The organism is Rhodococcus sp. K11/5 (assembly GCF_055193735.1).
The window spans coordinates 1563425-1590041 of the sequence record NZ_CM143721.1; the positions used below are offsets into that span (position 1 = coordinate 1563425).

General features: G+C 67.7%; 28 protein-coding genes. 13 read left to right on the forward strand and 15 right to left on the reverse strand.

The features are described from left to right. The first annotated feature begins 16 nt into the window (after positions 1–16). Entirely contained in the window at positions 17–1303 is a 1287-nt protein-coding gene (locus ACY466_RS07605) for an EAL domain-containing protein (RefSeq protein ID WP_463251228.1), read from the forward strand. 28 nt (positions 1304–1331) lie between these two features. Here ACY466_RS07605 and nhaA read toward each other — a convergent pair whose 3' ends face one another. The 3 genes from nhaA to ACY466_RS07620 all read right to left on the reverse strand — a co-directional run bounded on the left by nhaA (position 1332) and on the right by ACY466_RS07620 (position 4497). Further along, positions 1332–2636, reverse strand: coding sequence for a Na+/H+ antiporter NhaA (gene nhaA / locus ACY466_RS07610; protein WP_463251230.1), 1305 nt, complete (start codon positions 2634–2636; stop codon positions 1332–1334). Between the two features lie 164 nt (positions 2637–2800). Continuing rightward, positions 2801–4258 carry a UDP-N-acetylmuramoyl-L-alanyl-D-glutamate--2,6-diaminopimelate ligase gene (locus ACY466_RS07615; RefSeq protein WP_463251233.1) on the reverse strand — a complete coding sequence of 486 codons (1458 nt, stop codon included), beginning with the start codon at positions 4256–4258 and terminating at the stop codon, positions 2801–2803. Between the two features lie 62 nt (positions 4259–4320). Then, positions 4321–4497, reverse strand: a complete 177-nt coding sequence (locus tag ACY466_RS07620) for a hypothetical protein (RefSeq protein WP_463251236.1) — start codon at positions 4495–4497, stop codon at positions 4321–4323. Between the two features lie 9 nt (positions 4498–4506). Here ACY466_RS07620 and ACY466_RS07625 point away from each other — a divergent pair, with 9 nt between their 5' ends. Further along, positions 4507–4995: an STAS domain-containing protein gene (locus ACY466_RS07625; RefSeq protein WP_463251238.1), complete on the forward strand. Its 489-nt coding sequence runs from the start codon at positions 4507–4509 to the stop codon at positions 4993–4995. Positions 4996–5014: 19 nt separating this feature from the next. Here ACY466_RS07625 and ACY466_RS07630 read toward each other — a convergent pair whose 3' ends face one another. The 4 genes from ACY466_RS07630 to ACY466_RS07645 form a co-directional block, all read right to left on the reverse strand. Beyond that, the gene (locus ACY466_RS07630) at positions 5015–6310 is read right to left on the reverse strand and encodes a PP2C family protein-serine/threonine phosphatase (protein WP_463251240.1); all 1296 of its coding nucleotides are present in this window, start codon (positions 6308–6310) and stop codon (positions 5015–5017) included. An 88-nt stretch (positions 6311–6398) separates the two neighbouring features. Then, positions 6399–6701 (reverse strand): putative quinol monooxygenase, encoded by a 303-nt coding sequence (locus ACY466_RS07635; RefSeq protein WP_463251242.1) that lies wholly within the window; start codon positions 6699–6701, stop codon positions 6399–6401. 210 nt (positions 6702–6911) lie between these two features. Beyond that, a complete protein-coding gene (locus tag ACY466_RS07640) occupies positions 6912–7160 on the reverse strand; it encodes a lipopolysaccharide assembly protein LapA domain-containing protein (protein WP_463251244.1) in 249 nt (82 codons plus the stop codon). 143 nt (positions 7161–7303) lie between these two features. Further along, on the reverse strand, positions 7304–7474 hold the full coding sequence (locus ACY466_RS07645) for a CsbD family protein (protein ID WP_463251246.1): 171 nt from the start codon (positions 7472–7474) through the stop codon (positions 7304–7306). 352 nt (positions 7475–7826) lie between these two features. On the opposite strand from ACY466_RS07645, the gene ACY466_RS07650 reads away from it, so the two are divergent. Beyond that, complete coding sequence (locus ACY466_RS07650) at positions 7827–8552, forward strand: GAF and ANTAR domain-containing protein (protein ID WP_463251248.1); 726 nt, start codon at positions 7827–7829, stop codon at positions 8550–8552. A 39-nt stretch (positions 8553–8591) separates the two neighbouring features. Here the strand turns inward: ACY466_RS07650 and ACY466_RS07655 are convergent, their stop codons facing one another. Continuing rightward, positions 8592–9797: an NAD(P)/FAD-dependent oxidoreductase gene (locus ACY466_RS07655; RefSeq protein WP_463251250.1), complete on the reverse strand. Its 1206-nt coding sequence runs from the start codon at positions 9795–9797 to the stop codon at positions 8592–8594. A gap of 111 nt (positions 9798–9908) precedes the next feature. On the opposite strand from ACY466_RS07655, the gene ACY466_RS07660 reads away from it, so the two are divergent. Both ACY466_RS07660 and ACY466_RS07665 read left to right on the forward strand, forming a co-directional pair. Beyond that, positions 9909–10583 carry a HemK2/MTQ2 family protein methyltransferase gene (locus ACY466_RS07660; RefSeq protein WP_463251252.1) on the forward strand — a complete coding sequence of 225 codons (675 nt, stop codon included), beginning with the start codon at positions 9909–9911 and terminating at the stop codon, positions 10581–10583. Next, positions 10567–10836, forward strand: a complete 270-nt coding sequence (locus ACY466_RS07665; RefSeq protein WP_463251255.1) for a CDGSH iron-sulfur domain-containing protein — start codon at positions 10567–10569, stop codon at positions 10834–10836. Before ACY466_RS07660 ends, ACY466_RS07665 begins: the two co-directional genes overlap by 17 nt. Here ACY466_RS07665 and ACY466_RS07670 read toward each other — a convergent pair. From ACY466_RS07670 to ACY466_RS07685, 4 genes are all read right to left on the reverse strand, one after another. Then, complete coding sequence (locus tag ACY466_RS07670) at positions 10788–11774, reverse strand: iron-containing redox enzyme family protein (protein ID WP_463251258.1); 987 nt, start codon at positions 11772–11774, stop codon at positions 10788–10790. The genes ACY466_RS07665 and ACY466_RS07670 overlap by 49 nt on opposite strands. A gap of 60 nt (positions 11775–11834) precedes the next feature. Next, complete coding sequence (locus ACY466_RS07675) at positions 11835–12422, reverse strand: ANTAR domain-containing protein (protein ID WP_463251261.1); 588 nt, start codon at positions 12420–12422, stop codon at positions 11835–11837. Between the two features lie 172 nt (positions 12423–12594). Then, entirely contained in the window at positions 12595–13365 is a 771-nt protein-coding gene (locus ACY466_RS07680) for a GAF and ANTAR domain-containing protein (RefSeq protein ID WP_463251264.1), read from the reverse strand. Positions 13366–13429: 64 nt separating this feature from the next. After that, the gene (locus ACY466_RS07685) at positions 13430–14266 is read right to left on the reverse strand and encodes a GGDEF domain-containing protein (protein WP_463251266.1); all 837 of its coding nucleotides are present in this window, start codon (positions 14264–14266) and stop codon (positions 13430–13432) included. A gap of 251 nt (positions 14267–14517) precedes the next feature. Here ACY466_RS07685 and ACY466_RS07690 point away from each other — a divergent pair, with 251 nt between their 5' ends. Beyond that, on the forward strand, positions 14518–15120 hold the full coding sequence (locus ACY466_RS07690) for a GyrI-like domain-containing protein (protein WP_463252172.1): 603 nt from the start codon (positions 14518–14520) through the stop codon (positions 15118–15120). Between the two features lie 55 nt (positions 15121–15175). Here the strand turns inward: ACY466_RS07690 and ACY466_RS07695 are convergent, their stop codons facing one another. Next, the gene (locus ACY466_RS07695) at positions 15176–15601 is read right to left on the reverse strand and encodes an SRPBCC family protein (RefSeq protein WP_463251269.1); all 426 of its coding nucleotides are present in this window, start codon (positions 15599–15601) and stop codon (positions 15176–15178) included. Positions 15602–15673: 72 nt separating this feature from the next. Here ACY466_RS07695 and ACY466_RS07700 point away from each other — a divergent pair, with 72 nt between their 5' ends. The 6 genes from ACY466_RS07700 to modA all read left to right on the forward strand — a co-directional run bounded on the left by ACY466_RS07700 (position 15674) and on the right by modA (position 24900). After that, a complete protein-coding gene (locus ACY466_RS07700) occupies positions 15674–18058 on the forward strand; it encodes an acetyl-CoA acetyltransferase (protein ID WP_463251273.1) in 2385 nt (794 codons plus the stop codon). 272 nt (positions 18059–18330) lie between these two features. After that, on the forward strand, positions 18331–20244 hold the full coding sequence (locus tag ACY466_RS07705; RefSeq protein ID WP_463251276.1) for an HNH endonuclease signature motif containing protein: 1914 nt from the start codon (positions 18331–18333) through the stop codon (positions 20242–20244). Positions 20245–20406: 162 nt separating this feature from the next. Continuing rightward, positions 20407–21531 (forward strand): VOC family protein, encoded by a 1125-nt coding sequence (locus ACY466_RS07710; RefSeq protein WP_463251279.1) that lies wholly within the window; start codon positions 20407–20409, stop codon positions 21529–21531. Further along, positions 21528–22466 (forward strand): fumarylacetoacetate hydrolase family protein, encoded by a 939-nt coding sequence (locus tag ACY466_RS07715; protein WP_463251283.1) that lies wholly within the window; start codon positions 21528–21530, stop codon positions 22464–22466. The genes ACY466_RS07710 and ACY466_RS07715 overlap by 4 nt, the downstream gene beginning before the upstream one ends. After that, a complete protein-coding gene (gene mhpA, locus ACY466_RS07720) occupies positions 22456–24018 on the forward strand; it encodes a bifunctional 3-(3-hydroxy-phenyl)propionate/3-hydroxycinnamic acid hydroxylase MhpA (RefSeq protein ID WP_463251286.1) in 1563 nt (520 codons plus the stop codon). The genes ACY466_RS07715 and mhpA overlap by 11 nt, the downstream gene beginning before the upstream one ends. Before the next feature lie 105 nt (positions 24019–24123). Beyond that, a complete protein-coding gene (modA, locus tag ACY466_RS07725; RefSeq protein WP_463251288.1) occupies positions 24124–24900 on the forward strand; it encodes a molybdate ABC transporter substrate-binding protein in 777 nt (258 codons plus the stop codon). 18 nt (positions 24901–24918) lie between these two features. Here the strand turns inward: modA and ACY466_RS07730 are convergent, their stop codons facing one another. Beyond that, positions 24919–25470, reverse strand: a complete 552-nt coding sequence (locus tag ACY466_RS07730; RefSeq protein WP_463251291.1) for a YceI family protein — start codon at positions 25468–25470, stop codon at positions 24919–24921. Between the two features lie 104 nt (positions 25471–25574). Between ACY466_RS07730 and ACY466_RS07735 the strand changes: the two genes are divergently transcribed. Next, a complete protein-coding gene (locus ACY466_RS07735; RefSeq protein WP_463251294.1) occupies positions 25575–25997 on the forward strand; it encodes a VOC family protein in 423 nt (140 codons plus the stop codon). 22 nt (positions 25998–26019) lie between these two features. Here the strand turns inward: ACY466_RS07735 and ACY466_RS07740 are convergent, their stop codons facing one another. Beyond that, positions 26020–26610: a phosphoribosylanthranilate isomerase gene (locus tag ACY466_RS07740; RefSeq protein ID WP_463251296.1), complete on the reverse strand. Its 591-nt coding sequence runs from the start codon at positions 26608–26610 to the stop codon at positions 26020–26022. Positions 26611–26617: the final 7 nt, after the last annotated feature.

Sequence of the window (26617 nt, forward strand, 5' to 3'; positions counted from 1 at the left end):
GAGGAAAGGTTCCGTCGTGTCCGTACCTGCCCCTCGGTCCCTGCCGATTCCTCTGCCCGAGGGGCCGCGGCCCGATGCGTCGGGGTCCGGATCGCCCCTGACCGTGGACATCCGGTCGGTGTATCAGCCCATCGTGGCCCTCGATACGCGCGCCGTCGTCGGCTTCGAAGCGCTCGCCCGTGTCCCGAACGACTCCGGGTGGTCGTCCATCGCGGACGTCTTCCGGGCCGCGGAACACGATCGGTCGACCGCCGAACTGGATTGGCGGTGTCGGCTCGCGGCACTGCACGGAGCGCTGGCGGCGAACATGCCCCCGGAGTTGGACCTGTTCGTCAACACCGAGCCCGACGCGCTCGACTCCCCGCCTCCCGCCGCGGCGTCGGGTCTGCTGGCCGACGCGCGCCGACTGTCGGTGACGATCGAGATCACCGAGCGTCACCTCATGCGCGATCCCGCCGGACTGTTGCGCTCGGTGGAACGGGCGCGCGACCACGGGTGGCGCGTCGCCATCGACGACGTCGGCGCGGACCCGTCGAGCCTGGCGTTGCTGGCGCTCCTGCGACCCGACGTCGTCAAGCTGGACATGCGCCTGGTTCAGGGGCGATCGTCGGCGACGACGGCGTCGATCATCGAGGCGGTCAGCGCGGAGACCGAACGCACCGGTGCGGTGGTGATCGCCGAGGGCATCGAGACGCTCGAGCACGAGCAGTACGCACTGGACATGGGGGCGACCCGAGGTCAGGGCTGGCTGTACGGCGAACCGGGCCAGTTGCCCCCGTTTCCGCCGCTGCGACGCGAGCCCGAACCCGCCGTCGTTGCGCCGTCCGTGACCGTTCGAGCCCCCGTCGCGCAGACTCCCTTCGGTGTGGCCGAGGTCTTCGGGCGGGGGCGGCGAGCGGGCGACGTGGTCCTCGATGCGATCGAGGACGACCTCTTCCGTACGGCGGTCTCACTGGGGCAGTCGACGATGGTGCTGGTCACCATCCCGTCGACGACGCAGATCTCGGCGCCGCGCCGCGAGTTGTTCGACGTCGTCGCCGCGCGTACGGCCCTGACGGCGGTCTTCCACAGCTCGCCGCCCGCAGCCGGGAGTCGATACCGCGCGGTGGCAGTGGAGCCCGACGAGCCCCTGGCCGCCGAGCGTTCGGTGGTGATCGCGGCCCCCTCGTTCACCGCGGCTCTCCTGGCCGTCGATCGCGGATCGGCACCGGACGGTGGTCGGACCTACGGTTACTCCCTGATCTTCGAGCGCGGTGCGGTGCTCGACGCCGCGACGGTGTTGCTGCGGCGGGTGCGCCCGTAGGTCGCTGCGGCGGTGGCCTGCAGTTGGGTCAAGGCCGCTGATACACGTCCGGCACGCCGTCGTGATCGTCGTCGCGGGTCTCGGTCTCGTGCATCCGCCGGTACGCCGCGTTGCGAATCCGAAGAACCACGGTCGCGAGCATCGCCGAGACGACGGAACCGGTGAGCACCGCTACCTTGACGTGATCGCCCTGCGGGCTCCCCTCACCGAACGCGAGGTCCCCGATGAGCAGGGACACGGTGAACCCGATCCCGGCGAGCATGGACACACCGAGAACATCGAGCCAGCTCAGCCCCTCGTCGAGCCGAGCGCGGGTGAAGCGCGACATCAGGTACGTGGTCCCGAAGACCCCGACCAGTTTGCCGACCACCAGGCCGACCACGACGCCGATGGCCACGGAATCGGACAGTGCGGTGCGCAGACCGCTCAGTCCTCCGACAGTGACGCCCGCCGCGCAGAACGCGAAGAGCGGCACCGCAACTCCGGCGGACAGCGGTCGAATCCGGTGTTCGAAGTGTTCCGCGAGTCCGGGCCCCGCGTCGGGGCCGCCCGCTGCCTTGCTCCGGATCACCGGTACGGCGAATCCGAGCAGTACTCCGGCGACGGTGGCGTGCACCCCGGACGCGTGCATCAACGCCCAGGCGGTGAACGCCAGCGGAAGGAGTATCCACCAGGACCGCACTCGCTTCTGGACGGCGACGGCGAACAGCGCCAGGGGGATCGCGGTCAACGCGAGCGCGCCGAAGTCGATGGCGTCGGCGTAGAAGATCGCGATGACGGCGACCGCGAGGAGATCGTCCACCACCGCCAGGGTCAACAGGAAGGTGCGCAGGGCGACCGGCAGGTGCGTGCTGATGACGGCGAGCACGGCCACGGCGAACGCGATGTCGGTGGCGGTGGGAATCGCCCAGCCGGACAGGGCTCCGCCGCCCGCACCGAGGTTGAACAGAACGAAAATGACGGCGGGAACGGTCATTCCACCCACAGCGGCGGCGATGGGCAGCGCTGCGCGGGCCGGATCGCGGAGGTCTCCTGCGACGAACTCGCGCTTGAGCTCGAGTCCGACCACGAAGAAGAACACGGCGAGCAGCCCGTCGGCCGCCCAGGTGGACAGCGTGAGGTCGAGGTGCAGGGCGGCGGGCCCGACGCGGGTGCTCATCAACGCGTCGTACGCGCCGGACCAGGGGGAGTTGGCCCAGATCAGGGCCACGAGTGTCGCCGCGAGGAGCAGGAGACCGCCGACGGTTTCCTTCCGTAGGACCTCGGCGATGCGGCTGGTCTCGGACCAGGAACCGCGGGAGAACAGCGCCGCGGCGCCGGAGGGTTCGGCCATGGGATCACCATGCCTTTCGTCAAGGTAACTAACCGAACGAGTGTAGGCCCTGTCGGGGTGCGCTCGCTCGGTGAGACTGCCTTCGGTGCCGACGCGGGGGTCGGTGCCCCGGGAGTCGGTACGCGTTGGGGGTCGGTGCGCCGGGGGTCGGTGCTCGACGGAGGTCAGAGCGCGACGGGCTTCGCCCGGCGCAGCGCCGACCGCAGCTCGTCCCGGTCGTCGAACTCCGTGCGTTCGTCGCCGAAGAACTGATACGGGTCGCACCCACGTCCGGTGACGACGACGACGTCGCCGGGTCCGGCGAGTCCGACGGCGAGATCGAGCGCGCGTCGCCGATCCTCCTCGACGTGTACGTCGGCGCCCGAGATCGACCGCGCACCCGCCGCCACCTCGTTGCGGATCGTCGTCGCGTCCTCCGAGAAGGGGCTCTCGTCGGTGACCACGACGACGTCGCAGGCGCCCGCCGCGACCGCACCGAGCGGAAATCGTTTGCCCGGATCGCGGTCACCGGTGGCGCCGACGACCACGATCAGGCGAGACGAAGTCAGCGACCGCAGGTACGGGAACACGGTGCGCTGGCCGTGGGTGTTGTGGACGTAATCGACGATCGCGAGGAACGGCTGTCCCTCGTCGATGCGCTCGAGGCGCCCGGGGACGGTGTCCATGAGTTCGAGACCGTTCGCCGCGCTCGCCACGTCTCGGCCGGCCGCCATGGCCGTGGTGACCGCGGTCAGGGCGTTGCGCACCTGATGGGGCCCGAGCAGGGGCAGGCGAACGGGGACGGCTCCCGTGGGCGCTCGTAATACGAATCGCGTTCCCGCGGAGTCGCATTCGACTTTCTCGGCGACGACGTCCGCGCCGGACCGGGCCGACGCGGAATGCGTCCAGCACGGCACCTCGATGGTTCGCGCGAGGCGGCGGCCGTACTCGTCGTCGACGTCGATCACCGCCGCGTCGGTGACCTCGCGGTCGAAGAGCGACGCCTTGGCCGCGAAGTACTCCTCCATGGACCCGTGGAAGTCCAGGTGATCGACACCGAGGTTGGTGAAGGCCATGACGCGGAACCGGGTGCCGGCGACCCGATGCTGCACGGCTGCATGGGAGGAGACCTCCATGCTGACGGCGGTCACCCCTTCGCGGCGGAAGCGGGCCAGTGTCCGTTGCAGCAAGGGCGCCTCGGGCATGGTGCGCGTGGCCGGCCGGCTGCCGGAAGGGCCTCGGAACGACACGCCGGTGACCAGTCCGGTCGTCGACCCGGTGTGGGCCAGCGCGGCGTCCAACAGATGCGCGGCACTGGTCTTGCCGTTGGTCCCGGTGATGCCGAAGACGTCCAACGAGGCGCTCGGATCGTCGTACAACCACGAGGCCAGGGGACCGACCACTCGGCGTGGCTCCGGAACGACGAGGCTCGGCAACAGCGATGCCGGGCGATCGCTCACCACGGCCACGGCACCGCGTCGGGCCGCTTCGGTCTCGAAGTCGAGGCCGTGGACGTGGGAACCGGGGTGCGCCACGTACAGATCACCGGTCCGCACCGCGCGGGAGTCGTCGCAGACCCCGCCGACGACGGCGTCGACACGACCCGTCGCGCCGCGCACCTCGGTGCCCAGTCGCCGGGCCACGCCACGGACGGTGTGGTGACGGACCTGCGCGACCGAGCGCGTGAGATCCGTGTTGCCCGCGGTCAGCCCGGTGCCTGTGCGGCCAGCGGAGCGCTCCGGTGCAGTGCGGGCCGCGCCGGATCGACGGCCCGGATCCGAGAAGCGCCGACCACCCGGGTGGCGTAATTCCAACCGTCGGCCGACACGGCCCAGACGGCGTCGACGTCGGCATCCGTCGACCGCTCGGTACCTGTCTGCATCGTTCCATCATGACCTTTTTCCCGGTCGACGTCATCCTCGGCGCCGAACGTTCGATCGGTTTCGACGACACTCGACCGGGGAAACATGTAATTTCCGGGGAGTGCCTCGGAGCACGCGGTGTGCGCGTGCACGACACGACGGAAGGATCGACGCTGATGCCGTTCGGCTCGCAGACCACACTGCGCGGCGCCACGGCGATCGTGACGGTCAGCGGTGAGGTGGACATGTCCACCGCGACCGCCGTCGCCGCCGAGATCGAGGACGCCAAGCGCTCGGCCGCGACGGCGCTCATCGTCGACCTCACCGGTGTCAGTTTTCTGTCGTCGTCGGGTGTGACGGTGTTGCTCAAGGCGCATCACGGCCTCGAGTCCGGCACCTTCGGCATCGTCGCCGGCAACCGGTCCTCGCGGATGCCCTTGGAGCTGAGCGGGCTGGACCGGGTCTTTCCGCTCTACGCCGACCTCGACGAAGCTCTGGACGTCATCGGAGCCGACTGACCTGAGACAGGACCCGAAATCAGGCGTCGGGCGCCGATCCGACCGACGCCGGGTCGGCGCTCAATGTCATGACGGCGACGTCGTCCTGCAAGCCCGCCCCGAACCCCTTCAGAAGCGTGCCGATCGCGGCCACCACGTCCGGTGCCGCGGTGGACCCGATGGAGTTCGCGAACTCCAACAGTGCACCCTCGTCGTCGTAGCGCTGTCCCGGAATCGCGGTTCGCGCCTCGGTCAGACCGTCGGTGTAGAGGACCAGCGCCTCACCCGGCTCGAGGGCCAATTCCGCGGAGACGAAGTGCGCCTGCGCCAGCGCGCCGACGAGTTGCCCGCCGGTGGTCGAAATGTACTCGGCGGTGCCATCCGACCGCAGATGCAGCGCGGGCGGATGGCCGCCGCTGGCCAGCCGGATGTCGACGCCACCCTCCGTGCGCGGGCAGATCAACCCGAACACGACGGTGCAGAACCGTGGATCGCTTCCCTGGAACTCGTGGTGCAGAACGGCATTGAGATTGGTCAGCACCGCCAACGGATCGTCGTCGAACACGGCCGCCGCTCGGAGGGTGTACCTGGTCAACGAGGTCACCGCGGCCGCGCCCGCACCCTTGCCGCTGACGTCGCCGAGGAAGAACGCCCAGCGGTCCTCGTCGACGGGGAACAGGTCGTAGAAATCGCCGCCGACCTCGTCGCCCGAGGCGTGGTGATAGAGGGCGTCGACGGTCATCGCCTCGGGTGCGGTGAGCGACGGGGGTAGCAACGTTCGCTGCAGCGTGCGTGCGAGGAGTCGCACCCTGGTGTGTTCCGCCTCCGCCTCGTCCAGCGTGGTCTCGGCCCGATGTTGTGCGGCCTCCGCGTGACCTCGGGCATTGTCCGCGCGAGCCCGCGCCCCGACCAGGGACCGCTCGAAACGGCGCTGCGGGGTGGCGTCGTGCGCGGTGACGCGGTAGGCAACGGGTTCGCCGTCGGCGTCGAGACGCGCGTTGGCGGCCAGGAGAACGGGCAGCCGACCCGTCTCTCCGACGCGCAGCTCCACCGTGAGCGCGCCCGGTCGACCGGAGGCGATCTCGGTCGATGCGAGGTGCCGTCGGTACTCCCGACCGCTGTCGACCGTCATGAACATCTCGAAGGGCATTCCGAGCAGGGACGACGGCTCGGTCCGCAACCAGTGACACAGCGTGCGATTGACGTTCGTGATCCGGCCGTCGGCGGCAAGGAGGAGATAACCGCACGGGGCGGCGTCGAACGCGTCGTCGATGCCGGTCCGCTCGTCGACCGAGGGCGCGTTCTGGCCGCCGGTGGGCGTCGCGGAGGTGTGCATGCTCCGATTATCCCCTTCGTCGGCTTCCGCTCGCACCACGTTGGTGCAGCGACCACTCCGAGTCAGGCCTCAGGACGGCCTCGCATCGTCAGGAGCCGAGAGGGAGCGTCGACGAGAAAATGGTCTTGACCGGCATTGCGACGACGACCTCGCGCAGGCGATTGGCGCCCTCGGGAGTGGTGCGCCACTCGGCGTAGTCGGCGTGATCGGAGGTCTTCGCCCAGCGCTCGACGACCACCATGTGCGCCGGGTCCGCGTCGTCCACGAGGACCTCGATGCCCTCGTTTCCGGGCCAGGCTCGGGTTGCGTGCAGGGTCTCGTCCACGATGGTCGCGGCCTCGTCGAGGCGGGCGGGATCGAGGTGCAGTTCGAGGTGGACGATCGTGGTCACGATGTTCTCCCAAGGCTCGGCGTTGTCGAGGCGCCCGGTCCGGACGGTCGTCGCCGCGAGTCGGCGTCGACGGATCCCACGGTAGTCCGGTCCGCTGTGCGCCCGGAGAGGGATGCGGACTTGCGACGCGGGCGCGGCCGAAGTCGACCGCGCCCGAATCGAGTGGTGCTCTCGCCGGTCGGTGCTTCCGCCGGTCAGTGCTTTCGGCGGTCAGTGCACCGCGCGGCGAACCCGGATGGCGCCGCCGACGACGATCGCGATGAGGGCGCCCACGACGGCTGCGCCGAGCAGGGAGATGCCCTGCGCGAGCTCGAAGTTCCACCCGAGGAAGTCGATGTTGGTCGCGACGGTGTTCTGCAGCACGAAGATGACGAGTGCGACGACGAGAATCAGCGATACGACGAGGGAGAGTGTGGAGAAGAATCCGCCGGTCTTGCGGACGGGCTTCGAGTTGGTCATGAGAAGGTCCTGTTCGAGGTCGAGGGGTGACGCGGGCCGTTCGGTACCCGCCGAAGGTGGTCCGAAGACACGTGTCGGGCGACGCCCAGTCCCGCAGGAGGCGACGCCCGACACGGTGTTCGGAGAGTGCGAGGAGTCGCGGACTACTTGAAGGTGTCCTTGATGTTCTCGCCGACCTTCTTGGCGCCGGCCGAACCCTGGTCCTTCTTGCCCTCGGCCTCGAGGTCCTTGTTGTCGGTGACGTCTCCGACAACTTCCTTCGCCTTGCCGATGGCGTCTTCGGCTGCGTTCTTGGCCTTGTCGACGAAGCTCATGAGTTTTCCTTTCGCAGATGTCCTCGGCCGCGTTCGCGTACGAGCGTCAGCGGCAGAGTGCGTGGTGCAGTGCGTGTTACTGCCTGTGACAGAGAGTTGGTCGATGCTTACCCGCGAAAACGAGCGTCGACGTCACGTGATCTACATCACCTGGTTGCGTCGGCAACGATATTTCCGTCAACGACACCGCCGGCACCGTCGCGACCACCCTGCAGCGGCGCGAAATGCCTGCTGACGCCGGTGCCCGGGCACGCTGGTGGGGCTGCTGGTAGCTTTCGGGGAGTATCGACTCGACGTGGGTGAACCCGCCCGACGCGGCGCTGTCGAGCAGGTGAGGACAGGGAGTTTTGTGGTGAACGACGCAACTGGTATCGCCGAGGCTTCGACGCGTCGCATCACGCGCGATCTGGCCGAACTCGCCCGGGAGTTGCGCAAACACTCTCGATCCCTCGACGACGTGTTGGACCGGGTGACCGCGGCCGCGGTGGAGATGATTCCCGGTGCCGATTACGCGTGCCTGCTGTTGGTGACCAACAAGAAGCGGGTGGTGCGAGCGTCGACGGATCCGCTCGCGGACGAACTGTGCCGGGATCAGTACCTCCTGGGTCAGGGCCCGATCGAGAACGAGATCCGACACCTCGACGTGGTGGTTTCGCAGGATCTCGGCGAGGAGCCTCGTTGGCCGGAGTTCGCAGCCCGCGCTCTGGAGAAAGGTGTGCGCTCGCTCGCCGCGTTCCAACTCTTCACCGATGCCGGTGACCTCGGGGTGCTGATCGCGTACAGCCGGCGGTCCGGTGCGTTCGGCAGCGACGCGGAGATCATCGGGGGGTGCCTCGCCGCCCACGCCGCCATCGCCATGGCCGGTGCACGCGACCACAACAACTTCACGGCCGGACTCGCGAGCCGGGACATCATCGGTCAGGCCAAGGGCATGCTCATGGAGCGTTTCTCGATCGACGCCGTGCAGGCGTTCGATCTGCTCTCGCAGCTGTCGCAGACCGAGAATCGTCCGCTGCACGAGATCGCGCAGAAACTGGTGGAGATCGATCACCCGGCAACCATGTCCGATCAGGACTGACCGATCACGACCTTCCGTGCGGTCGAGCCCAGTGTCCGGTCACGCCCTGCCGGTGAGGAACAGCTTCCAGTACGCGATCGGTAGCAGAAATCGATCCAGGCCGTAGGCGCTTCGCCTCGCGGCGAGCGGGTCGAGGAAGCGCGGAAGCGACGATGTCACGGCGCCCGTGCGGTCGAACTCCGCGGCGATCAGGGATCGGGGACCGACGACGATCGGCGCCACGGTGTACCCGTCGTACTCGGACAGCTCCTGCCCGGCCCGCGCCGCGATCAGATTGCCGGCCAGGATCGCGGCCTGTCGGCGCAACGCTCCGCCGGAAGGGTCGGTGTCCACGGTCGCTCCGTCACCGAGGGCCCAGATCTCGGGATGTCGACGATGTCGGAAGGTGCGGGGATCGATCGCGACCAGTCCGTGCTCGCCGGGATCCGCGAGGCCGGATTCCTCGACCCAGCGAGGGCCGCGGAACGATGGCACGAGATGCAACATGTCGTAGTTGAGGTCCTCCGCCTGTCCGTCCGCACCGGTCACGGTGATGCGGTGATCGGCTGGAGCCAGAGCGGTGACGGCGGTGCGCATCATCACTCGAACGTCGTGGTCGCGGAGGAGTCGGGTCAGTCGTCGATCGAGCTCCGGCACGCCGAGCAGATCCGGGCGGTCGACCACCAGGGTGACGTCGACGTCGGTCACTCCGGTGCGTCTCCAGTGCTCGACCGAGAGAAACAACGGCTTGTAGCAGGTGCCGGTGCAGCTGACCGGGGCGCGGGGCACGGTGAACACGGCGCGACCGCCGGATCTCATCGCGGACATGGTGCGGCAGGTCTGTTCACTGCGGTCGACGTAGTTGCTGGCCACACCATCGGAGTCCAGCGCATCGGCGAGACCGGGAAGTGCGTCCTCGTCGGGGACGAGCCCGGGCCCCAGGACCAGATCCCGGTACCCGTAGCGACGACCCGACGCGCAGCGGACCGTACGGGTGGCCGGATCGATCTCGACGGCGCTGTCGCGCAACCAGGTGCACCCCGTCGGCGTCACCGATCGCTGGGTACGTTCGGCGTCCTTCAGCGAGGCCCGACCGGCGCCGACGTACGAGAGCAGGGGCCTGTAGGTGTGGACGGGTTGCGGTTCGAGCACCGCGACATCGGCGAGCCCGCGTCGGGACAGATGGGCAGCCGCACCGATTCCCGCGTTACCGCCGCCGACGACGAGCACGTCGAAGAATTCGTCCACGTCGTTCTCGCCGTTCATGATTTCGACCCTACGCGCATTGTCTCCGGTATTCCCCGGACCTTCCGTCGGCGATTGAGCCGACGCGCGGTGGGGAATACGAAGGACAATGAAATCGAGAAGAGGGCATCGATGACGATTACCGAATTCGGCTCGACGGCAATCGTTGCCGACCCCGACGTGTACGCACCACAGGAAGATTCCTGGTTGCTCTGCAACTCCGTTGCGCGCTCCGGCGTCCTCGACGGCGCCACGGTGCTCGACATGTGCACGGGCTCCGGCGCGGTGGCGGTCACGGTCGCCGGTCTGGGAGCGCACACGGTCACCGCGTTCGACATCTCGGCACTCGCCGTCGCGTGCGCCACCCGAAACGCCGCATCCGCCGGGGTGGGGGTCGATGTGCGCCTCGGTTCGTTCGCCGACGCGACGGCGCTCCCGTCGTTCGATCTGGTGTTGTGCAATCCGCCGTACGTGCCGTCCGAGGAGGCGCCCGCCGGCATGGGGTTGCACCGGGCGTGGGATGCAGGCGCGGATGGACGAGTGGTCCTGGACATGTTGTGCACCAACGCGATCCGTCTGGTCGCACCGGGCGGATCGCTGATGTTGGTTCAATCGGAGTTCGCGGATCCGGAGCGCACGGTCGACATGCTGACCGATGCGGGATTCGACGTCTCCGTGGTCGAGACCTCCGTCATCGACTTCGGTCCGGTGATGCACGCACGGGCCGAATGGCTCGAGAGCGTCGGCCGACTCGAAGTCGGTCGGCGCACGGAGAAGCTGGTGGTGATCCGTGCCGACCGGCAGTGAGCCCGACGGCGTGCGATCGGTCCGCGTGATCGCGGGCGGCCCGATACTCGTCGACGGTCCGGTGGACATCGAGACGGACGACGGAACGCACGTGCGCTCGGACCGGTTCGTCGTGGCGATCTGCACCTGCCGGCGCAGCAAGACCTATCCGCTCTGCGACACCAGCCACCGAACGAAACAGCGGGTGCCGCAGAGTGATCGGGCTCAGTCGATCAGCGAGGACGACCCCACGGACCACGCGCCCATCACGTGATCGGCCAACGCCTCCTCGACGAAGTCCAGCGCACGCATGCCGAAGACGATGTCGGACTCGAGGTGCGGCTCTTGCGCCACGAGGCCGGCGACCACGTCTCGGCGCAGGATCTGCTCGTGGACCGCGTCGGCCTCGACGTGCTCGTCGTAGAATCCGATGCACTCGGCGGGGGCGCCGAGCCGCCGGAGACCGCTCGCGAGCCTGCGTGAACCGGGCGACGACGTGATCTCGGTGGCCGCGAAGTGGCCGACCGTCGCGCCGCGCAGCGACCGGTGGAGTCCGAAGAGAGACATGAGGTTCACCCAGGCGAGGGTCTGAGCCGGCACCCGATCGACGTAGCCCAGGTACGTCGTGTCCAGATCCGCCGCCGCCATGAGATCGGCCCACAGTTTCTGGTGCAGACGCGCTCCGCGCCCGCCGCCGTATTCGTCGAACTCCACGGCCACGTACGACGCCTTGACCTGACCCTGCAAGCGGGGGATGGCCCACGCATGGGGGTCGGCCTCTTTCAGGTGGTACACCGACCGATGCGCGAAGTACTCGCGCATCTGATTCCAGCTACCGGTGTCGCGAAGGAACCAGGACGGACCGGTGCCCGACACCGGCTCGATGGACAGCGCCGTCATCTCGTCCTCGACGCTGCCGCCCGCGGTGACGTTGTCCCGCACGTAGTTCAGGAACACGGATTCCAGCTCGCCGCGTAGACGCAGGAGTTCGGGATCCCACTCCAGAGCATCGTCGACGCCGGCGAAGCCGCGGTAATGCAACTCGTAGCACATGGTCAGCGCCAAGTGGAGATCGCGTGACATCGGCTGATCGGTGGCGATCCGCTCCGGCAACGACGCGCTGGAACCCGTCAACTTCGCGACCACGGCGGCCGACAGGGGCCCGCACGCAGTGGGAAGCGTCGGGGCCGGAATCATCGTGGTTGCCGTCATGGGCAGTGGATACCCGTCACGCCGGGGCCTCAACCGGGACGCGAGCGAGAGCGCACCACTTCACGGTCGGTGTCGGCGGGTGATCCCGTCGAGTATGGACCGGGCGATGTCGGCGACGTCGGAACCGTCGCGCTCCGCCAGTCGGGTCATCTCCTCGCGTGCCCCCTCCGGACTGGATCCACGCTCGACCAGCACGCCTACCGCCTGGTTCACGGCGGTGAAGTCGTCCAGCCGCTGCCGCAGATCGTCCGCATCGTCGTCCGTCGTGCGGGCCAGGTGGAGGTCGAGTTCGACGGTGGTGCTGTCGAGCTTCATCGCGTAGGTCATGTCCGCCGCGAGGTCGACGAATGCTCCCGGCCGACTGGCGAACATCAGCAGGATCGACGGGGCCTCGGGCAGCGGGCTCTGGGTCAGGGGAATGCGCACCGACGACGCTGCGGGCAGGGCGTCGTCGTGGGGAGAGACCACCGTGAGCGAAAACGGAAAGTGTTCCACCACAACCTCGACGGTGACGGACATCAGGGACTCGACCGCGATGGACATGCTCGCGGCGAGTTGATTCACGAGGTCTTCGAAATCGATCGTGGGATCGTCGAGGTAGTCGGAGAGGGAGTTCAGAACGGTCATCAGGTCGGGTGGCAACGTCACGGATCACTCCGGGCGACCCGACCGCCGATCATCGTTCCCGTGCACTCACGAGCGACATTCCTCGAGAGGCGGACGACACGAGCGACGGGTCGGGACCCGCCGCGAAAAGCGTCGAATTCCGAAGTGTACGCCTCTCCCCGGGGGAATCGACGAATTCGGAAACGGAACGCCATCAATTCTCGGAATGGCGCGAACGGGCCCGCCGCTTCGCCTCGTCGAAGATGGATTGCGCCACGTCCGACAGTTTCTTGTTCTCGTTCTGACTGATGGCTCGCAGTCTCGCGAAAGCCTCGCTGCTGCTGTAGCCGCTGCGACTGACGAGAATGCCGATGGCCTGGTCGATGACGGCTCGACTCGTCAGTGCCTTCTGCAGATTCTGCGACAGTTGAATGGCGCTGGCCAGGGCGCGGGCGTTCTCGATGGAGACCGCCGCCGGCACCGAGAACAGTTCACCCAGGTCGACGGCGCGATCGTCGAACGCGTCCTTGGCGTAGGCGTACACGTTCATGGCACCGATGATGCCGCCGCTCGTGATGAGAGGAAGGGACAGAACGCTGTGCACGCCGAGGCGTCCGACGCGGGGTCCGAACCTCGGCCACTGTGCGTCGCCGCCCAGGGACCCGGATCGCACGGTGCGACCTTCGGCAGCCGCTGTGATGCACGGTCCTTCGCCGATGCCGTACTGGATGGCGTCCACCTCGGCGACGAAGGGGGCGCTGGCAACGATGGTGTCTCGCTTGTCGCCGTGCAGAAGCGTGACTCCGGCTCCGTCCGCGCCGGGTATGGCCTTCACGCCGAAATCGGCGACGTGCGTCAGGAGCTCGGGGAGCGAGAGCGTGTTCAAGGTCAGGTGGGAGAGGCTCTGGAGGCTTGCCCGCAGGTCGTCGTCGGCGGCGATGTGGTCGCTGTCGTCCGAGTAGTTCGTGGAATCGGAATCTGTCATGGGTCCCCGGTTTCGCGGATCGATGGCGCGCGCCGGGTTCGCCGGTGCACGCGAGCAGGCGATTTTAGCCGAACGCGGCCGCGTTCGGGTCCTTCGTCGTGGGATGTCGGTTTCGGTGATGGTCGAAATCTGCGCGGGCGACGACGTCGTGCACGGTGTCCGTCGGGGTCGACTCGGCAAATCCGAATGTGATGGAAGCGCCGTGCGTCCGTGGGAGTGCGAGGCCGACACGCTGCATGCGCTCGGCCGCCGCGCCGATGGTCAGGCCCGTCGCGCCGAAGAGGAACGTGGCTTGGCCGTAACGCACGACGGGATCGAAGGATCGCAGGGTGTGGCGCATCGTCCTGGCGACGAGGCGCAGCGCGTCGTCTCCCGCCGTGTGGCCTCGACGGTCGTCGATCTCCCCGACGCCGTGGACGTGAACCGCCCCCAGCGTCAGTGTGCGTCGTTCGCGTTGAGCGGCAGCCAGGTCGCGGGCGAGTTCGACCATGCCGGCGTCGCGTCGATACGTTCCGGTCAGGCCGTCCGTCGAGGACGCCGCTCGGTCGACGGCGGCATCGATGCGGTCACGAAGCGCAGCACGTCGATCGGCCTTGGCTCGCGCTCGGTCGGCCGCGGCACGCAACCGGTCTTCGATGGCGGCGTACAGATCGTCGGCTCGCTCGGGGTATTGCGCGATCGCGGCAGCGTCGAGCGCGTCGCGCAACAGGTCCCACTGGTGTGCGATCAGGTCGGCGTGGTCCGCGGCCTCGTCGCGTTCGCGTGCGAGGGCATCGCGCGCGGAGCCGCGATCGTCGTGCAGGTCCGGCAGCGGTCTGCGAGCGATATCGTCGCCGATCGCGTTGCCGTCGCCGACGTAGCGGTGCGCCACTGCCGGGAGGAAATCGGAATCACTCGACACGGAGGTCCTTCGACTGTCGTCCGATGGTCCGAGACAATCGCGTTGGCTGGTACCTTGTTTATCGGCCCTTGTTCCGAGCCGTGATACCGAATACTCGGTGAAGATTACCGGTTCCGGCGCGGAAACGTGCGGCGTTCCAGGACGGTGTCGGTGTCCGATCGTCGAAATCCGGGACCCGGTTCCGTTCGACGGCTCTGTTCGAACGATTGCGACGCCGCGTGGCGCAGGTCGATAATCGGACGGTGGTGAAGGTGAACTTCGTCGAGCACTCGAAGTGGTACCGCGCCCGGAGGGACGTGATCGAACTTCTCGACGTCCCCGATGCGCGGTATCTCGCCATCGACGGGCACGGCGACCCCAACGGATCCGAGTTCGGGACGGCGGTCTCCGCGCTGTATCCGGTGGCGTACGCGCTGAAGTTCGGGAGCAAGAACGACGCGGGCCGCGACTACGTCGTTCCACCCCTCGAAGGGTTGTGGTGGGCCGACGAGATGGCGACCTTCACCGACGAGCGGGACAAGACCCGGTGGGACTGGACGCTGATGATGCTGGTCCCGGACTGGCTCGACGACGAGGCCGTCGCCGCGGCGTCGGCGAAGGTTCGACACCGTTCCGAGCGCGTCGGCGACGTGCGGGTGCTGCTCTTGTCCGAGGGACTGTGCGCCCAGACGCTGCACGTCGGGCCCTACGACACCGAAGCCGACGTGCTGGCCACGCTGCACCACGAGTTCGTTCCGCAGCACCGGTTGCGGCTGACGGGCCGCCACCACGAGATCTATCTCGGCGACCATCGACGCGTGGCGCCGGAGAAGCGTCGCACCATCCTGCGTCAACCGGTTCGACGAACGTCGTGACGGTGTCGGTCAGGATCGGTCATGGGACCGGGGTCGGTCAGGTGACCGGGTTCGGTCAGGGGACCAGCGAGGGAAGGCCCCGGGAGATCGCCAGCGACAGAACCTTGCCCACGACGGCGGCCATGCCGGGCACCGGTGCGTCGAAACCGATGGAGTAGTCGAGGTGGGTCCCGCCGTCGGCCGTCGGGGTCAGGCGTTGTATTCCCCAGTGGCCCCGGAGCGGCCCACCCTTGGTGATGGCGTACTCGATCAGCGAATTCGGTTCGGACACCGTCGTCGTTTCTTCGAAAGCGGGGAGCGGCCCGACCTTCAACCGACGCGTGGATCCCACACCGTTGCGGGAGGTGTCGCCGTCTCGCACACGATCGATCTTCGCGCCGAACACGGTAGCCAGGTTCTCGTGCTCGGCGAGGGCGTCGAACACGGTCGCAGGATCGGACGAGAAGGTGTGCGTCACGTGAACTCGCGTGGGGGAGGCCATGGCCAGAAGGTTCCCACACGCCGGGTAGCTTCGCTGGCACCAGCCTCGACGCAGACCGGGAGCCCACACCGCATGACCGAGATCGACAGCCTCGACCCCCGAACGCCGATCCTGGTCGGTGTCGGTCAGTCGTCCGAGCGCCCGGACGACAGTGACTATCAGGGCCTCTCGGCGGTGGGGTTGGCCGCACTCGCGGCCGAGCGGGCAATGGCCGACACCGGTGTCGACGGGCATGCCGTCGCGAGAGCGATCGATACGGTCGCGGCCGTTCGCCAGTTCGAGATCTCGTTCCCCGGCGCGTTCGCGCCATTGGGGCGGTCCGACAACTTCCCCCGCTCGGTGGCCGATCGCGTCGGTGCCGACCCCGCTCGTGCGATCCTCGAGGTGGTGGGTGGGCAGTCGCCCCAGCATCTCGTCACCGAGTTCGCCGGCGCCATCGCCGCGGGGCGAGCGAATGCTGTCCTGATCGTGGGCGCCGAAGCCATCTCCACCGCCCGTCAGGCCGCGTCGCGCACCGACAAACCGGATTTCTCCGAGGTCCGGGGCGGACAACTCGAGGATCGAGGCCACGATGTCCGGGGTCTGATGACCATGGACATGCTCAATCACGGGTTGCTCGAGATCGCCGGTCAGTACGCACTGTTCGAGAACGCGCGTCGGGCTGCCACGGGCCTGTCCCTCGCCGACCACGCCAGGGACATGGGTGAGCTGTTCGCGCCGTTCACCCGAGTGGCGGCCGCGAATCCGCACGCTGCTGCGCCGGTCGAACGGTCGGGCGAGGAATTGACGACGGTGACCGAGCGGAATCGAATGATCACCGATCCGTACACCCGGTTCGTCGTGTCGCGCGATCAGGTCAATCAGGGGGCGGCCGTGGTGATGGTCTCGGTCGCCGAGGCGAGGCGATGGGGGATTCCGGAGGAACGGTGGGTGTTCCTGCGTGGCCACGCGGACCTCGTCGAGAAGCGGTTGCTGAACCGGCCCGATCTGTCCGCGTACCCGGCCGCGATCGCCGCCGTGCGGCACGCACTCGACGTCGCGAACATCGGAGTCGACGGTGTGGCGACTGTCGACCTGTACTCGTGTTTCCCCATCGCGGTGTCCACTCTGTGCGACGGTCTCGGGCTGCGCGTCGACGATCCTCGGGGCTTGACGGTGACCGGCGGCCTGCCCTTCTTCGGCGGCGCGGGCAACAACTATTCGATGCATGCGATCGCCGAGACCGTCCAGCATGCTCGCCGCAGTCCGGGGACGTTCGGACTCGTCGGGGCCAACGGCGGTTCGCTCAGCAAGTATTCGGTCGGCGTCTACTCGACCGTGCCCGCGAACTGGGTGGAGGACGACAGTCCGACCGTCCAGGCCGAACTCGACGCCGTCCCCGATGTGGAATACGTATCCGCAGCGCACGGCCGCGGGATCATCGAGACGTTCACCGTGAACCGCGGCGGCGGTGGAGCGCGGGGAATCGTGGTCGGCCGCCTGCCCGACGGGCGACGATTCCTCGCCAACGCGATCGACGGTGACGAGGCGATGCTCGACCTTCTGTCTTGCGGAGATCCGGTCGGTACCGCGGTGGTGGTACGGCGCGACGGGCCCGTCAATCGGGTCGCGTTGACGGTCGAGGCGATGAATGCGGCTGTGCCGCAGCGCGATCCGTCGGCCGGGGTGGCGTCGTTACGCGATGACTTCGAATTCGTCCGCATACGTCGGGACGGTCGGGTCCTCGAGGTCACCATCGACCGACCGGACCAACGCAACGCGTTGACGCCGCAGGCGAACGAGGAGCTGGACGAGGTCTTCGACGCGTTCTTCGCCGATTCCGAGATGTGGGTCGCCATCCTGACGGGCGCGGGCACGCGATCCTTCAGCGCGGGGAACGACTTGCGGTACAGCGCGAGCGGTAAGCCGATGTGGTTCCCACAGAACGGTTTCGCGGGGCTGACGAGTCGGCGCGACATGAACAAGCCCGTGATCGCAGCCGTGAACGGGTTTGCGATGGGTGGTGGATTCGAGATCGCGTTGGCGTGTCATCTGGTGGTGGCCGACGAGGAGGCGCGGTTCGCGCTCAGCGAGGTGCGCGTGGGATTGGTCGCCGCGGCGGGCGGGCTGGTGCGGCTGCCACGCGCCGTTCCTCGTGCGGTGGCGACGGACATGATCCTGACGGGCCGGCAGATCGACGCGCGGGAAGCGCACGCCCTCGGTGTCGTCAGCCGAGTGGTCGATGCGGGATGTGCGCTCGACGGTGCCCGGGCGTTGGCGGCCGAATTGCTGGCCGCATCTCCGACGTCGATTCGGACCTCGCTGTCGATCATGGCCGAGGCCGCCGCGATTCCCGATGTGGTCGATGCGGTGGAGCGGCCGTATCACGCGCTCGACGACCTTCTCACGAGCGAGGACGCGCTCGAGGGGCTGACGGCGTTCGGAGCGAAGCGGGAGCCGGTCTGGAAGAACCGGTAGGACAACGGTTTCGGGTGGTGGCGGCGGGGCAACGGGTAATGGGGTGACGGTGTCGCGGGTGTTGTGATGGTGCCCCGTCTGCACTGGTTACGTTCGGAGCAAGTAATCGAACACCTGTTCGGTTTCTAGGTTAATCTGGACGTATGGAACCGGGGGGTCCGCAGGATCAGGGGGTGAGCGACGCAGCCGAGGCTGCGGCGCCGGCCTCGCCGTGCCCGGACGGTTCGGCTGCTGCTGCTGGTGCCGGTTCTGGTGCTGGTGCTGGTGTTCCGATGGTGTCGACGGCGATCTCCGACCCGGCGGCGGGTGCGGTGATCGCCGACCTCGAAGCGGCGGTGGCGGCGGTGGCGGCGCTGGATTCGTGGTCGCTGCCCGCCGCGGACACCCGTGCGGTACTGGTGCGGGCGGAGACGGTGATCCGCACCCTGGTGGGGGCCTCGCACACCTGGTTGCACGAGGTCGTCGAACGCGGCGGTTTCGACGACGTCGTCGGCGCCCTGGGGTCCGGGGGTGCACCGTCGGCGTTGGCGCATCTGCTGCGCGTCACTCCCCGCAATGCCGCCCTGCGCCTGCACGTCGCGGCCGACCTCGCGGACCGGACGACGCTGACCGGGGATCCGGTGGACCCGCGGATGCCTCACGTCGCCGCAGCCTCCCGCGAAGGAGTCCTCGATCCGGGGCACGTGGCGGTGATCCGCAAGTTCCATCGGGATCTGCCCGCCCGGACGGACCCGGGGCAGCGTGATCAGGCGGAGAAGCAGTTGGTGGACCTCGCCCGGTGGGTGCGCCCGGACGAGTTGACGGTGGCGGCGAAGCGGATCCTGGAGTTGCTCGACCCCGACGGCGCCGCCCCCGACGACCACGATGCCGCGCGGAAGCGGTTCATCCGGTTCGACCCGCAAGGGGTGGACGGGATGTCGACGGGCAACTTCTGCATCGATGCGCATCTGCGGGCGATGCTCGAGGTGGCGTTCGAGGCACTGTCGGCCCCGGGGCGTTGCATGCCCGGCGAGGACGACCCCGGGACCGACGGGGTGAGGTTCCCGGCCGGCGCCGCCGAACCCCCGGCCCCGACACCGGCCCCGGACAGCGCGGACGGTGATGCCGTGACCGACGATTCCGACCTCGACGACGCCGATCGCGCTGGTGTCGATGACGCTGCGGGCGATACCGACGGCGCGGACGACTCCGGCGCGCCGCACACTGATGCTGCGGACGGCACCGACGGCGATACCGGCCTCGACGATAGTGCCGACTACGCCGGACCCGGTCGCGACGACTCCGATCCCGCTGCGCCCGAACAGGATCAGGGCCCTACCGCAGACGACGGGTCCGCGCGGTCGGGTCACGCCCCCGCCCACGACGCCGTCTTCGACCGCGAGCTGGACCTCGACCTCGAGCTGGACCTCGACCTCGAGCTGGACTTGGACCTGGAATCGGCCTCGGGCGCGCTCGACCCCGAGGCCGCCTCGGGGGAGAAGTCTGTCTCGGGGGAGAAGTCTGTCCCCGACCCTGCTGCGGACCTTGCTGGGGTTGCTGCTGCTGCGGATCGCGCCGGCCGGGATTTCCGCACCGGTGGGCAACGACGCCACGACGCCCTCAAACACCTCCTCGCAGAAGTGCTGGCCTCCGGCACCCTCGGCACCCACCGTGGTTTTCCCACCACCGTCGTCGCCACCATCGGCATCGACGAGCTCACCGCCGCCGCCGGACTCGCCCCCACCACCACCGGCACCACCCTGTCCCTCGGCGACCTCATCCGACTGGCGTCGGCCTCACACCCGTACCTCGCGGTGTTCGACGACGCCTCCGGCCGCACCCTGCAACTACTGCGCAGCAAACGCTGCGCCAGCACCGATCAGCGTCTGGCCCTGTTCGCCCGCGAACGCGGCTGCACCTTCCCCGGCTGCACCCGACCCGCCATGAGAACCCAGGCCCACCACACCCACGAGTGGGCCGACGGCGGCTACACCGACATCGACACCCTCACCCTCGCCTGCCCGATGCACCACCGCCTCATCGGCACCGCCCCGAATCAGTGGGCCACCACCAGGGCACCCGCCGGGCATCGCTACGCCGGCCTGACCTTGTGGCATCCACCGGCGGTCCTCGACCCCGACCGGCGCGGGCGACCCAATCACTACTTCTTCCCCGAGAGATACCTCCTCGACGACGAACCTCTCTAGGAACAGTCACGAGAACACCCGATCACGCGTGCGTGATCGGGTGATCGAGGTAGGAACGGATCTGCGCATCCACTCCAACAGAACCGAAGAACTGATAAAATCATCAGATATGACTGACCGATCGGGGACGGCAGTGACGGGTAACGACGGAGGGGTAACGGGATGGCAGATGGTCACAAGGGGATGCATGTCGATCAGGGGGCGCTCCCGGGTGAGCATCCCGGCCGAGCCGCGGACCCTGTCATCAAGGTGCACGACCTTGCCTGGCTGGAGTTCCAGAAGCCGGACCTGAACAAAGCGCAGGCGTTCGCGGTCGCCTTCGGGTTCGACGTCGCGCTGCGCACCGACACCGAACTGCACCTTCGCGGTACCCACGCCGGACCTCCGTGCGTCTTGATCCGCAAGGGTCGTGACACACGTTTTCTGGGTGCCGCATTCCTCGCCGACAGTGCAGCCGACGTCATGCGCGTCGCCGAGGCGAACGGCGAACGTGTCGAGAGATTGCCGGACACCCTCGGCGGAGTCGGTGTCACCCTTCGCGATCCGAGCGGTCAGTCGGTACGGGTCGTTGCGGACACGGCGGACATGTCCTCGCTACCCGACCAGCCCGTGCCCACCTACAACTTCGGGGCGCCGGACAGCCGGTTCAATTCGACGCAGCGCCCACCTCACGAGCCCTCGCGAGTGCAACGCCTCGGTCACGTGGTTCTTCAGCGCTCGCGGTATCTGGAGACGCTGGGGTGGTACCTCGGCAACCTCGGGCTCATCGTCAGTGACTTTCTGTACTACGACGGCCAACGCGAGCGGGGCCCGGTGATGAGTTTCATTCGGTGCGATCGCGGAGACACCCCTACTGATCACCACACGCTCGCCATGACGCTCGGACCGTCCGACCGATACGTCCACTCGGCATACCAGGTCAGCGACATCGACGCTATCGCCGCGGGCGGGAACTACCTCCGTGAGAAGGGGTACCAGCACTCCTGGGGAATGGGTCGGCACATCCAGGGCAGTCAGATCTTCGACTACTGGCGCGATCCCGACGGTTTTCTCGTCGAGCACTTCAGCGACGGCGACATGTTCGACAACAGTCTCGAACCGGGTTGGGCACCGATGACGGCGACGGGCCTCGCTCAGTGGGGACCACCCGTCAGCAAGGACTTCCTCGGGATCGCACCGGGGCGCGAATCGCTGCGAGAACTGCGTTCGATCATCACCTCGCTGGGCAAAGACAACGAATTCGACACCCAACGCCTTCGTGGCCTTCTGAAAGTGGCATCGACATGACGATTTCCGTTCTCCGGACCGCGGACGCCTGGTGGGTTCAGCGCGGCGACCGGGCCGCCCGAGTCGAGACCGACGCGTCCACCACCGGCGAGTTGCTCGCCGATCGTGCGGCGATCGACACCGCAACGGAATCGACCGACACGGTGTCCGTGGATTCGCTCGCACCCGTATCACCCGTCACCGCGCCCTGCCGGGTGGTTGCGCAGATGACGAATTACGAGTCCCACGTGGTCGATTCGGGAATGAACCCCGACACCGTTCCGCTGACGTTCTTTCGGAAGACCTCGGGATCGATCTGCGGGCCCACCGACGACGTGATCAAGCCAGCTCACGTCCAATTGTTGGACTACGAGGTGGAGATCGGCCTGGTCTTCGGTAAGGCGATGCCCGTCGGAAGCACCATCGACCGCTCCAACATCGCGGACTACGTGGCCGCTCTGGTCATCACCAACGACGTGTCGGCACGAGACGTACAGCTGCCGAAAACTCAGTTCTACGAGGGAAAGTCGTATCCCACGTTCACGCCCGTCGGTCCCGTGCTGCTGATTCTCGAAGCGGGGGACTTCGAGCGGTTCGACGAGCTGAGACTGATCACGCGCGTCAACGGCCGGGTCAGGCAGGACAGCACGGTCGCCGACATGATCTTCGGGCCGCTCGAAACGCTGCAGGCACTCACGCGTTTCCAGCGCGTCGACTCGGGTGACCTTCTGCTGACCGGTACTCCTGGTGGCACGGCACTGAAAGCGCCGGCAAAGCCGGTGGAGATCGTGGGAGCTTTGATTCCGCCCGCGCTGAAGTGGAAAGTCTTCTTCAAGAAGCAGGGCAAGAATCCGGACTTCCTGAAGGACGGCGACATCATGGAACTGTCGATCGCCACGGCCGACGGCAAGTTGGATCTGGGCGCACAGCGAAACGTGGTGAGGAATGGCGACTGAGGACACCCACCCCACCACCGAGAGAACGACGGTGGTGATCGTCGGTACCGGTCCCAGCGGCATGACCGCCGCCATGCTGCTGGGTCGGTACGGCGTCGACACCCTGGTCCTGGACCGATGGGAGGACGTCTACCCACAGCCGAGGGCAGTGCATCTCGACGACGAGGTGTACAGGATCCTCGGTGACCTCGGAATCGCCGACCAGTTCGCGGAGATCTCGCGGCCCGCGCACGGTCTCCGTCTGGTGGACTCGAACATCGACACGATCGCCGAGTTCAGTCGCGACCCGGGGGACCGCCCCAACGGGTATCCGCAGGCCAACATGTTCGATCAGCCCGAACTCGAGGGACTGATGCGCAAGCGCATGAGCGAGTTCGACGTGGTGACGTTCCGTGGTGGCTGCGAGATCGTCGATGTCGCGAACAGCCGCGACCCGGCCGACGGACGCGAGGACGTCCGGGTCGACTATCAGGACACGACGACCGGTGAACGGCATTGTGTCCGTGCGAAGTACGTGCTCGGGTGCGACGGCGCGAACAGCGTGGTGCGCTCGTCCATCGGGGCGCGCATGGAGGACCTCGGTTTCGAGCAACGATGGCTTGTCGTCGACATCGCCACGGACGCGGACCTGGATCAGTGGGAAGGCATTCACCAGTTGTGCGACGCCGATCGCGCCGGCACCTACATGCGTATCGGAGAATCGCGGTACCGCTGGGAGTTCCGTCTGCTCGAGGGCGAGAGCGCGACCTCGTACACGGACATCGATTCGGTGCTCCCGCTGGTACGGCCGTGGACCGGCGACACGAAGATCGGCGACATGGAGTTGGTTCGATCCACGGAGTACGTCTTCCGCGCGAAAGTCGTGGACCGGTGGCGGGACAGACGCGTCATGCTGCTCGGCGACGCTGCCCATCTGACGCCACCGTTCATCGGCCAGGGTTTGGGTGCCGGTCTGCGGGACGCCAAGAATCTGTGCTGGAAGCTGGCGGGGGTGCTGAACGGCGTGCTCTCGGAGTCCGCCCTCGACACCTATCAAACCGAGCGTAAACCGCACGTGGTCAACCTGATTCGGCAGGCGATCGCGATCGGAGCGGCGATGACCGGGGGCGGTGAATCGGGTCGTATCCTCCGTCGAGGCATTGCGCCCGCGCTTCGACTGGTCCCGTCGCTGAGGTCACGGATGACCAACAGTGCCACTGCGAAATTGGTGCCCTCCGACTTCGTCCAGCGATCGCCCTTGTCTCTCGGTGGCCTGGCCGGATCGCTGTGCCCCAATGCTCGGCTCGACGACGGAGGCCGGCTCGACGACCGCGCGCCGGACTGCGGGCTCTTCGTCGCGTCCACACCGGTGACGGCGTTGCAGCGCGCCGAGATCGAGCGCCGAGGAGCGCACGTGGTCGAGGTGGCCGCGTCGTCCGAGCTCGGTCGTTGGTTGTCGCACGGGAGGTCCGTGGCCGCTGTGGTCCGCCCGGATCGAACGGTGATGGTGGCCGGTCGATCGGTGCCGGCGTTGGTCACTCGGGTGCCCACGACCGCGGTACCGGTGGTCTAGACCCGACGATCGAGCAACCGAGCGATCTTGCGATCCAGCGAGCGAGCGGCGGATGCGGGACGATCTTGTTCTTCGTTCCTCATCCGCTGCTCTATCGTGGTCTGTATGACGCGTGTGCGGACAGCAGTGATGATCGTCGCGGCGCTGGGTGGGGCGGCGGGGTGCACGGGCGAAGGGACCTCGTCCGGTGGGGGCGCGATGGAGGTCTCGGGGGAGATCACCGTGTACGCGGCGGCGTCCCTGCAGTCGACCTTCACCGAACTCGGTCGGCAGTTCGAGTCGGTCCATCCGGGGACCGAGGTCACGTTCACGTTCGCGGGATCGTCCGATCTGGCGACGCAGCTGTCGCAGGGAGCGCCGGGCGACGTGTTCGCTGCTGCGGATCGAACGACGATGTCCACCGCGATCGACGCCGGTGTGATCGCGGGCGACGCCTCCGATTTCGCGACCAACACCCTGACCATCGTGACCGCGCCGGGCAATCCGTTGGGGATCGAGTCCCTTGCCGATCTGGCGGATCCGGCGGCGCAGGTGGTGCTCTGCGCTCCTCGGGTTCCGTGTGGTGCGGCCACCTCGCGGGTCGAGTCGGTGTCGGGCGTCGACATCGCACCGGTCAGCGAGGAATCGTCGGTGACCGACGTCCTCGGAAAAGTGACGTCGGGGCAAGCCGATGCCGGTCTGGTCTACGTCACCGATGCGCTGTCCGCCGGAGACCGGGTGGCCGTGATCGACTTCCCGGAGTCCGCCGATGCAGTCAACACCTATCCGATTGCGACGGTGGCGGACTCGTCGAATCGTGCTACCGCGGAAGCGTTCGTCTCGCTCGTCGTCGGACCGCAGGGGCAACAGGTGTTGACGGACGCGGGGTTTCGGGTCCCCTGAGATGCCTGCGGGGACGGTTCAGGGGAGATCGTGCTCGGTGGTGAAGGAGACGGTCACCTCGTCCGGCACCTTCATCGCCCCCATCAATTGGGAGTAGGGCTTCATTCCGAAGTCCGACTGCCGGACGATCTGTTCGCACGACCACACCGTGCGGCCACCGTCGTCCTCGCGGCGTAGGTCGACGGTGTGCGCGCGCGTCGTGCCGTGGATGGTGAGGTCGCCGACGAGTCTGTATCCCTCGTCGGTCGCCGACACTTCGCTCGCACGGAACTCGATACCGGGAAACCGCTCGGCGTCGAAGCACTTCAGCGCATTCGCGCGCGCCACCAACTTTTCCGGGCCGAACATGGGGGTCACTCCGCCGTCGCCGGCCAACACTTCGAGGGAATCGACATCGGCGATGGCGGTCACCGAGGTCACCGACTCACCGGATCGCTCGACGGTCACGATCCACGAGTTCAGTCCGAGGGTGAGCCGATGTCCCATCTTGGCCGCGCGTCCGGTGACGCCGGTGTGGACGCGTAGTCGGCCGTCGTGCGGGGCGGTGAGGGTCCAGGGGCTCGCGGTCATGCCCCGACTGTAGGCGCGATGAGTTCTCGCGGAACCGGAGGTCGGTATCGTCATCGACCCGCTGTCGACAGAGCCACCACATGGAACCGATCGAGGAGCTACCCATGGCCCGTATGTTGTTCGTCAACCTTCCCGTTGCCGACGTCGCCGCGACCCGCACGTTCTTCGGCGGACTCGGGTTCGAGTTCAACGACGCCTTCAGCGACGGCGACACCGTGTCGATGCTGCTCAGCGATTTTGCCACGGTGATGTTCTTGTCGGAGTCGAAGTTCAGGACGTTCATCGCCGACGACATCGCCGACGCGAGTGTTGCCCGCGAGGTTCTGCTCTGCATCTCGGCGGACAGTCGCGGCGAGGTCGATCGGCTGGTCGATTCGGCGGTCGCCGCCGGGGGCAGCGCCTGGATGGAGCCGCAGGACCACGGCTTCATGTACGGGCGTGCGTTCCGCGATCCGGACAACCACGTGTGGGAGGTCATGTGGATGGACCCCTCGGCCATGACGGACGGGGGCGGCGCCGAGGCCTGACCTGCCGGCTCGTACGCCCGGCTCATACCGCCGAGCGGGCCGCCGTGACGAACGACCGCATCAGCCCGAGGTCCTTGACGCCGGGGGCGGATTCGATACCGCTGGACACATCGACTCCCGACGCGCCGGTCTCGGTCAGTGCACGTCGAACGTTGGACGGGTCGAGCCCCCCGGCGAGGACCCAGGACCCCTCCGGCCGGTAGGTCGACCAGTCCCACGTTCGACCGGCGCCGGCCACGGCGCCGTCGACGAGAAGCAGGTCCTCGCCGAAAGAGTCACCATCGGCGTTGCGACCGGCCACCACGGCACGGATCACGCGTAACCCTTCGGCGTGCAGGCGGTCGACGTCGTCCCGCGAGCGGAGGTCGTGCACCTGCACGGTGTCGAGGCCGGCGATCCGCGCCGCAGCAACGACGTCGTCGATCGGAGCGCCCTTCACGACGCCGACGGATGACGTGCCGTCGGGAACGCGTCGGGCCAGCGCCCCGGCCCGCTCCGCGTCGATGCGGCGAATGCTGTCGGTGAGAACGAAACCGACGGCGTCGACGCCCAACTCGACCGCGAGATCGACGGACTCCTCGGTGCGCAGACCGCACAGCTTCACGAACATCACTCGGCGA

What these genes read in the sequence shown, in the direction of transcription:
- nhaA (WP_463251230.1), bottom strand. Translation starts at nt 2,636, where the DNA reads ATGGCCGAACCCTCCGGCGCCGCGGCGCTGTTCTCCCGCGGTTCCTGG.
- ACY466_RS07620 (WP_463251236.1), bottom strand. Translation starts at nt 4,497, where the DNA reads ATGCAGACAGGTACCGAGCGGTCGACGGATGCCGACGTCGACGCCGTC.
- ACY466_RS07625 (WP_463251238.1), top strand. Translation starts at nt 4,507, where the DNA reads ATGACCTTTTTCCCGGTCGACGTCATCCTCGGCGCCGAACGTTCGATC.
- ACY466_RS07630 (WP_463251240.1), bottom strand. Translation starts at nt 6,310, where the DNA reads ATGCACACCTCCGCGACGCCCACCGGCGGCCAGAACGCGCCCTCGGTC.
- ACY466_RS07640 (WP_463251244.1), bottom strand. Translation starts at nt 7,160, where the DNA reads ATGACCAACTCGAAGCCCGTCCGCAAGACCGGCGGATTCTTCTCCACA.
- ACY466_RS07645 (WP_463251246.1), bottom strand. Translation starts at nt 7,474, where the DNA reads ATGAGCTTCGTCGACAAGGCCAAGAACGCAGCCGAAGACGCCATCGGC.
- ACY466_RS07655 (WP_463251250.1), bottom strand. Translation starts at nt 9,797, where the DNA reads ATGAACGGCGAGAACGACGTGGACGAATTCTTCGACGTGCTCGTCGTC.
- ACY466_RS07660 (WP_463251252.1), top strand. Translation starts at nt 9,909, where the DNA reads ATGACGATTACCGAATTCGGCTCGACGGCAATCGTTGCCGACCCCGAC.
- ACY466_RS07670 (WP_463251258.1), bottom strand. Translation starts at nt 11,774, where the DNA reads ATGACGGCAACCACGATGATTCCGGCCCCGACGCTTCCCACTGCGTGC.
- ACY466_RS07680 (WP_463251264.1), bottom strand. Translation starts at nt 13,365, where the DNA reads ATGACAGATTCCGATTCCACGAACTACTCGGACGACAGCGACCACATC.
- ACY466_RS07695 (WP_463251269.1), bottom strand. Translation starts at nt 15,601, where the DNA reads ATGGCCTCCCCCACGCGAGTTCACGTGACGCACACCTTCTCGTCCGAT.
- ACY466_RS07700 (WP_463251273.1), top strand. Translation starts at nt 15,674, where the DNA reads ATGACCGAGATCGACAGCCTCGACCCCCGAACGCCGATCCTGGTCGGT.
- ACY466_RS07705 (WP_463251276.1), top strand. Translation starts at nt 18,331, where the DNA reads ATGGTGTCGACGGCGATCTCCGACCCGGCGGCGGGTGCGGTGATCGCC.
- ACY466_RS07710 (WP_463251279.1), top strand. Translation starts at nt 20,407, where the DNA reads ATGGCAGATGGTCACAAGGGGATGCATGTCGATCAGGGGGCGCTCCCG.
- ACY466_RS07715 (WP_463251283.1), top strand. Translation starts at nt 21,528, where the DNA reads ATGACGATTTCCGTTCTCCGGACCGCGGACGCCTGGTGGGTTCAGCGC.
- mhpA (WP_463251286.1), top strand. Translation starts at nt 22,456, where the DNA reads ATGGCGACTGAGGACACCCACCCCACCACCGAGAGAACGACGGTGGTG.
- modA (WP_463251288.1), top strand. Translation starts at nt 24,124, where the DNA reads ATGACGCGTGTGCGGACAGCAGTGATGATCGTCGCGGCGCTGGGTGGG.
- ACY466_RS07730 (WP_463251291.1), bottom strand. Translation starts at nt 25,470, where the DNA reads ATGACCGCGAGCCCCTGGACCCTCACCGCCCCGCACGACGGCCGACTA.
- ACY466_RS07735 (WP_463251294.1), top strand. Translation starts at nt 25,575, where the DNA reads ATGGCCCGTATGTTGTTCGTCAACCTTCCCGTTGCCGACGTCGCCGCG.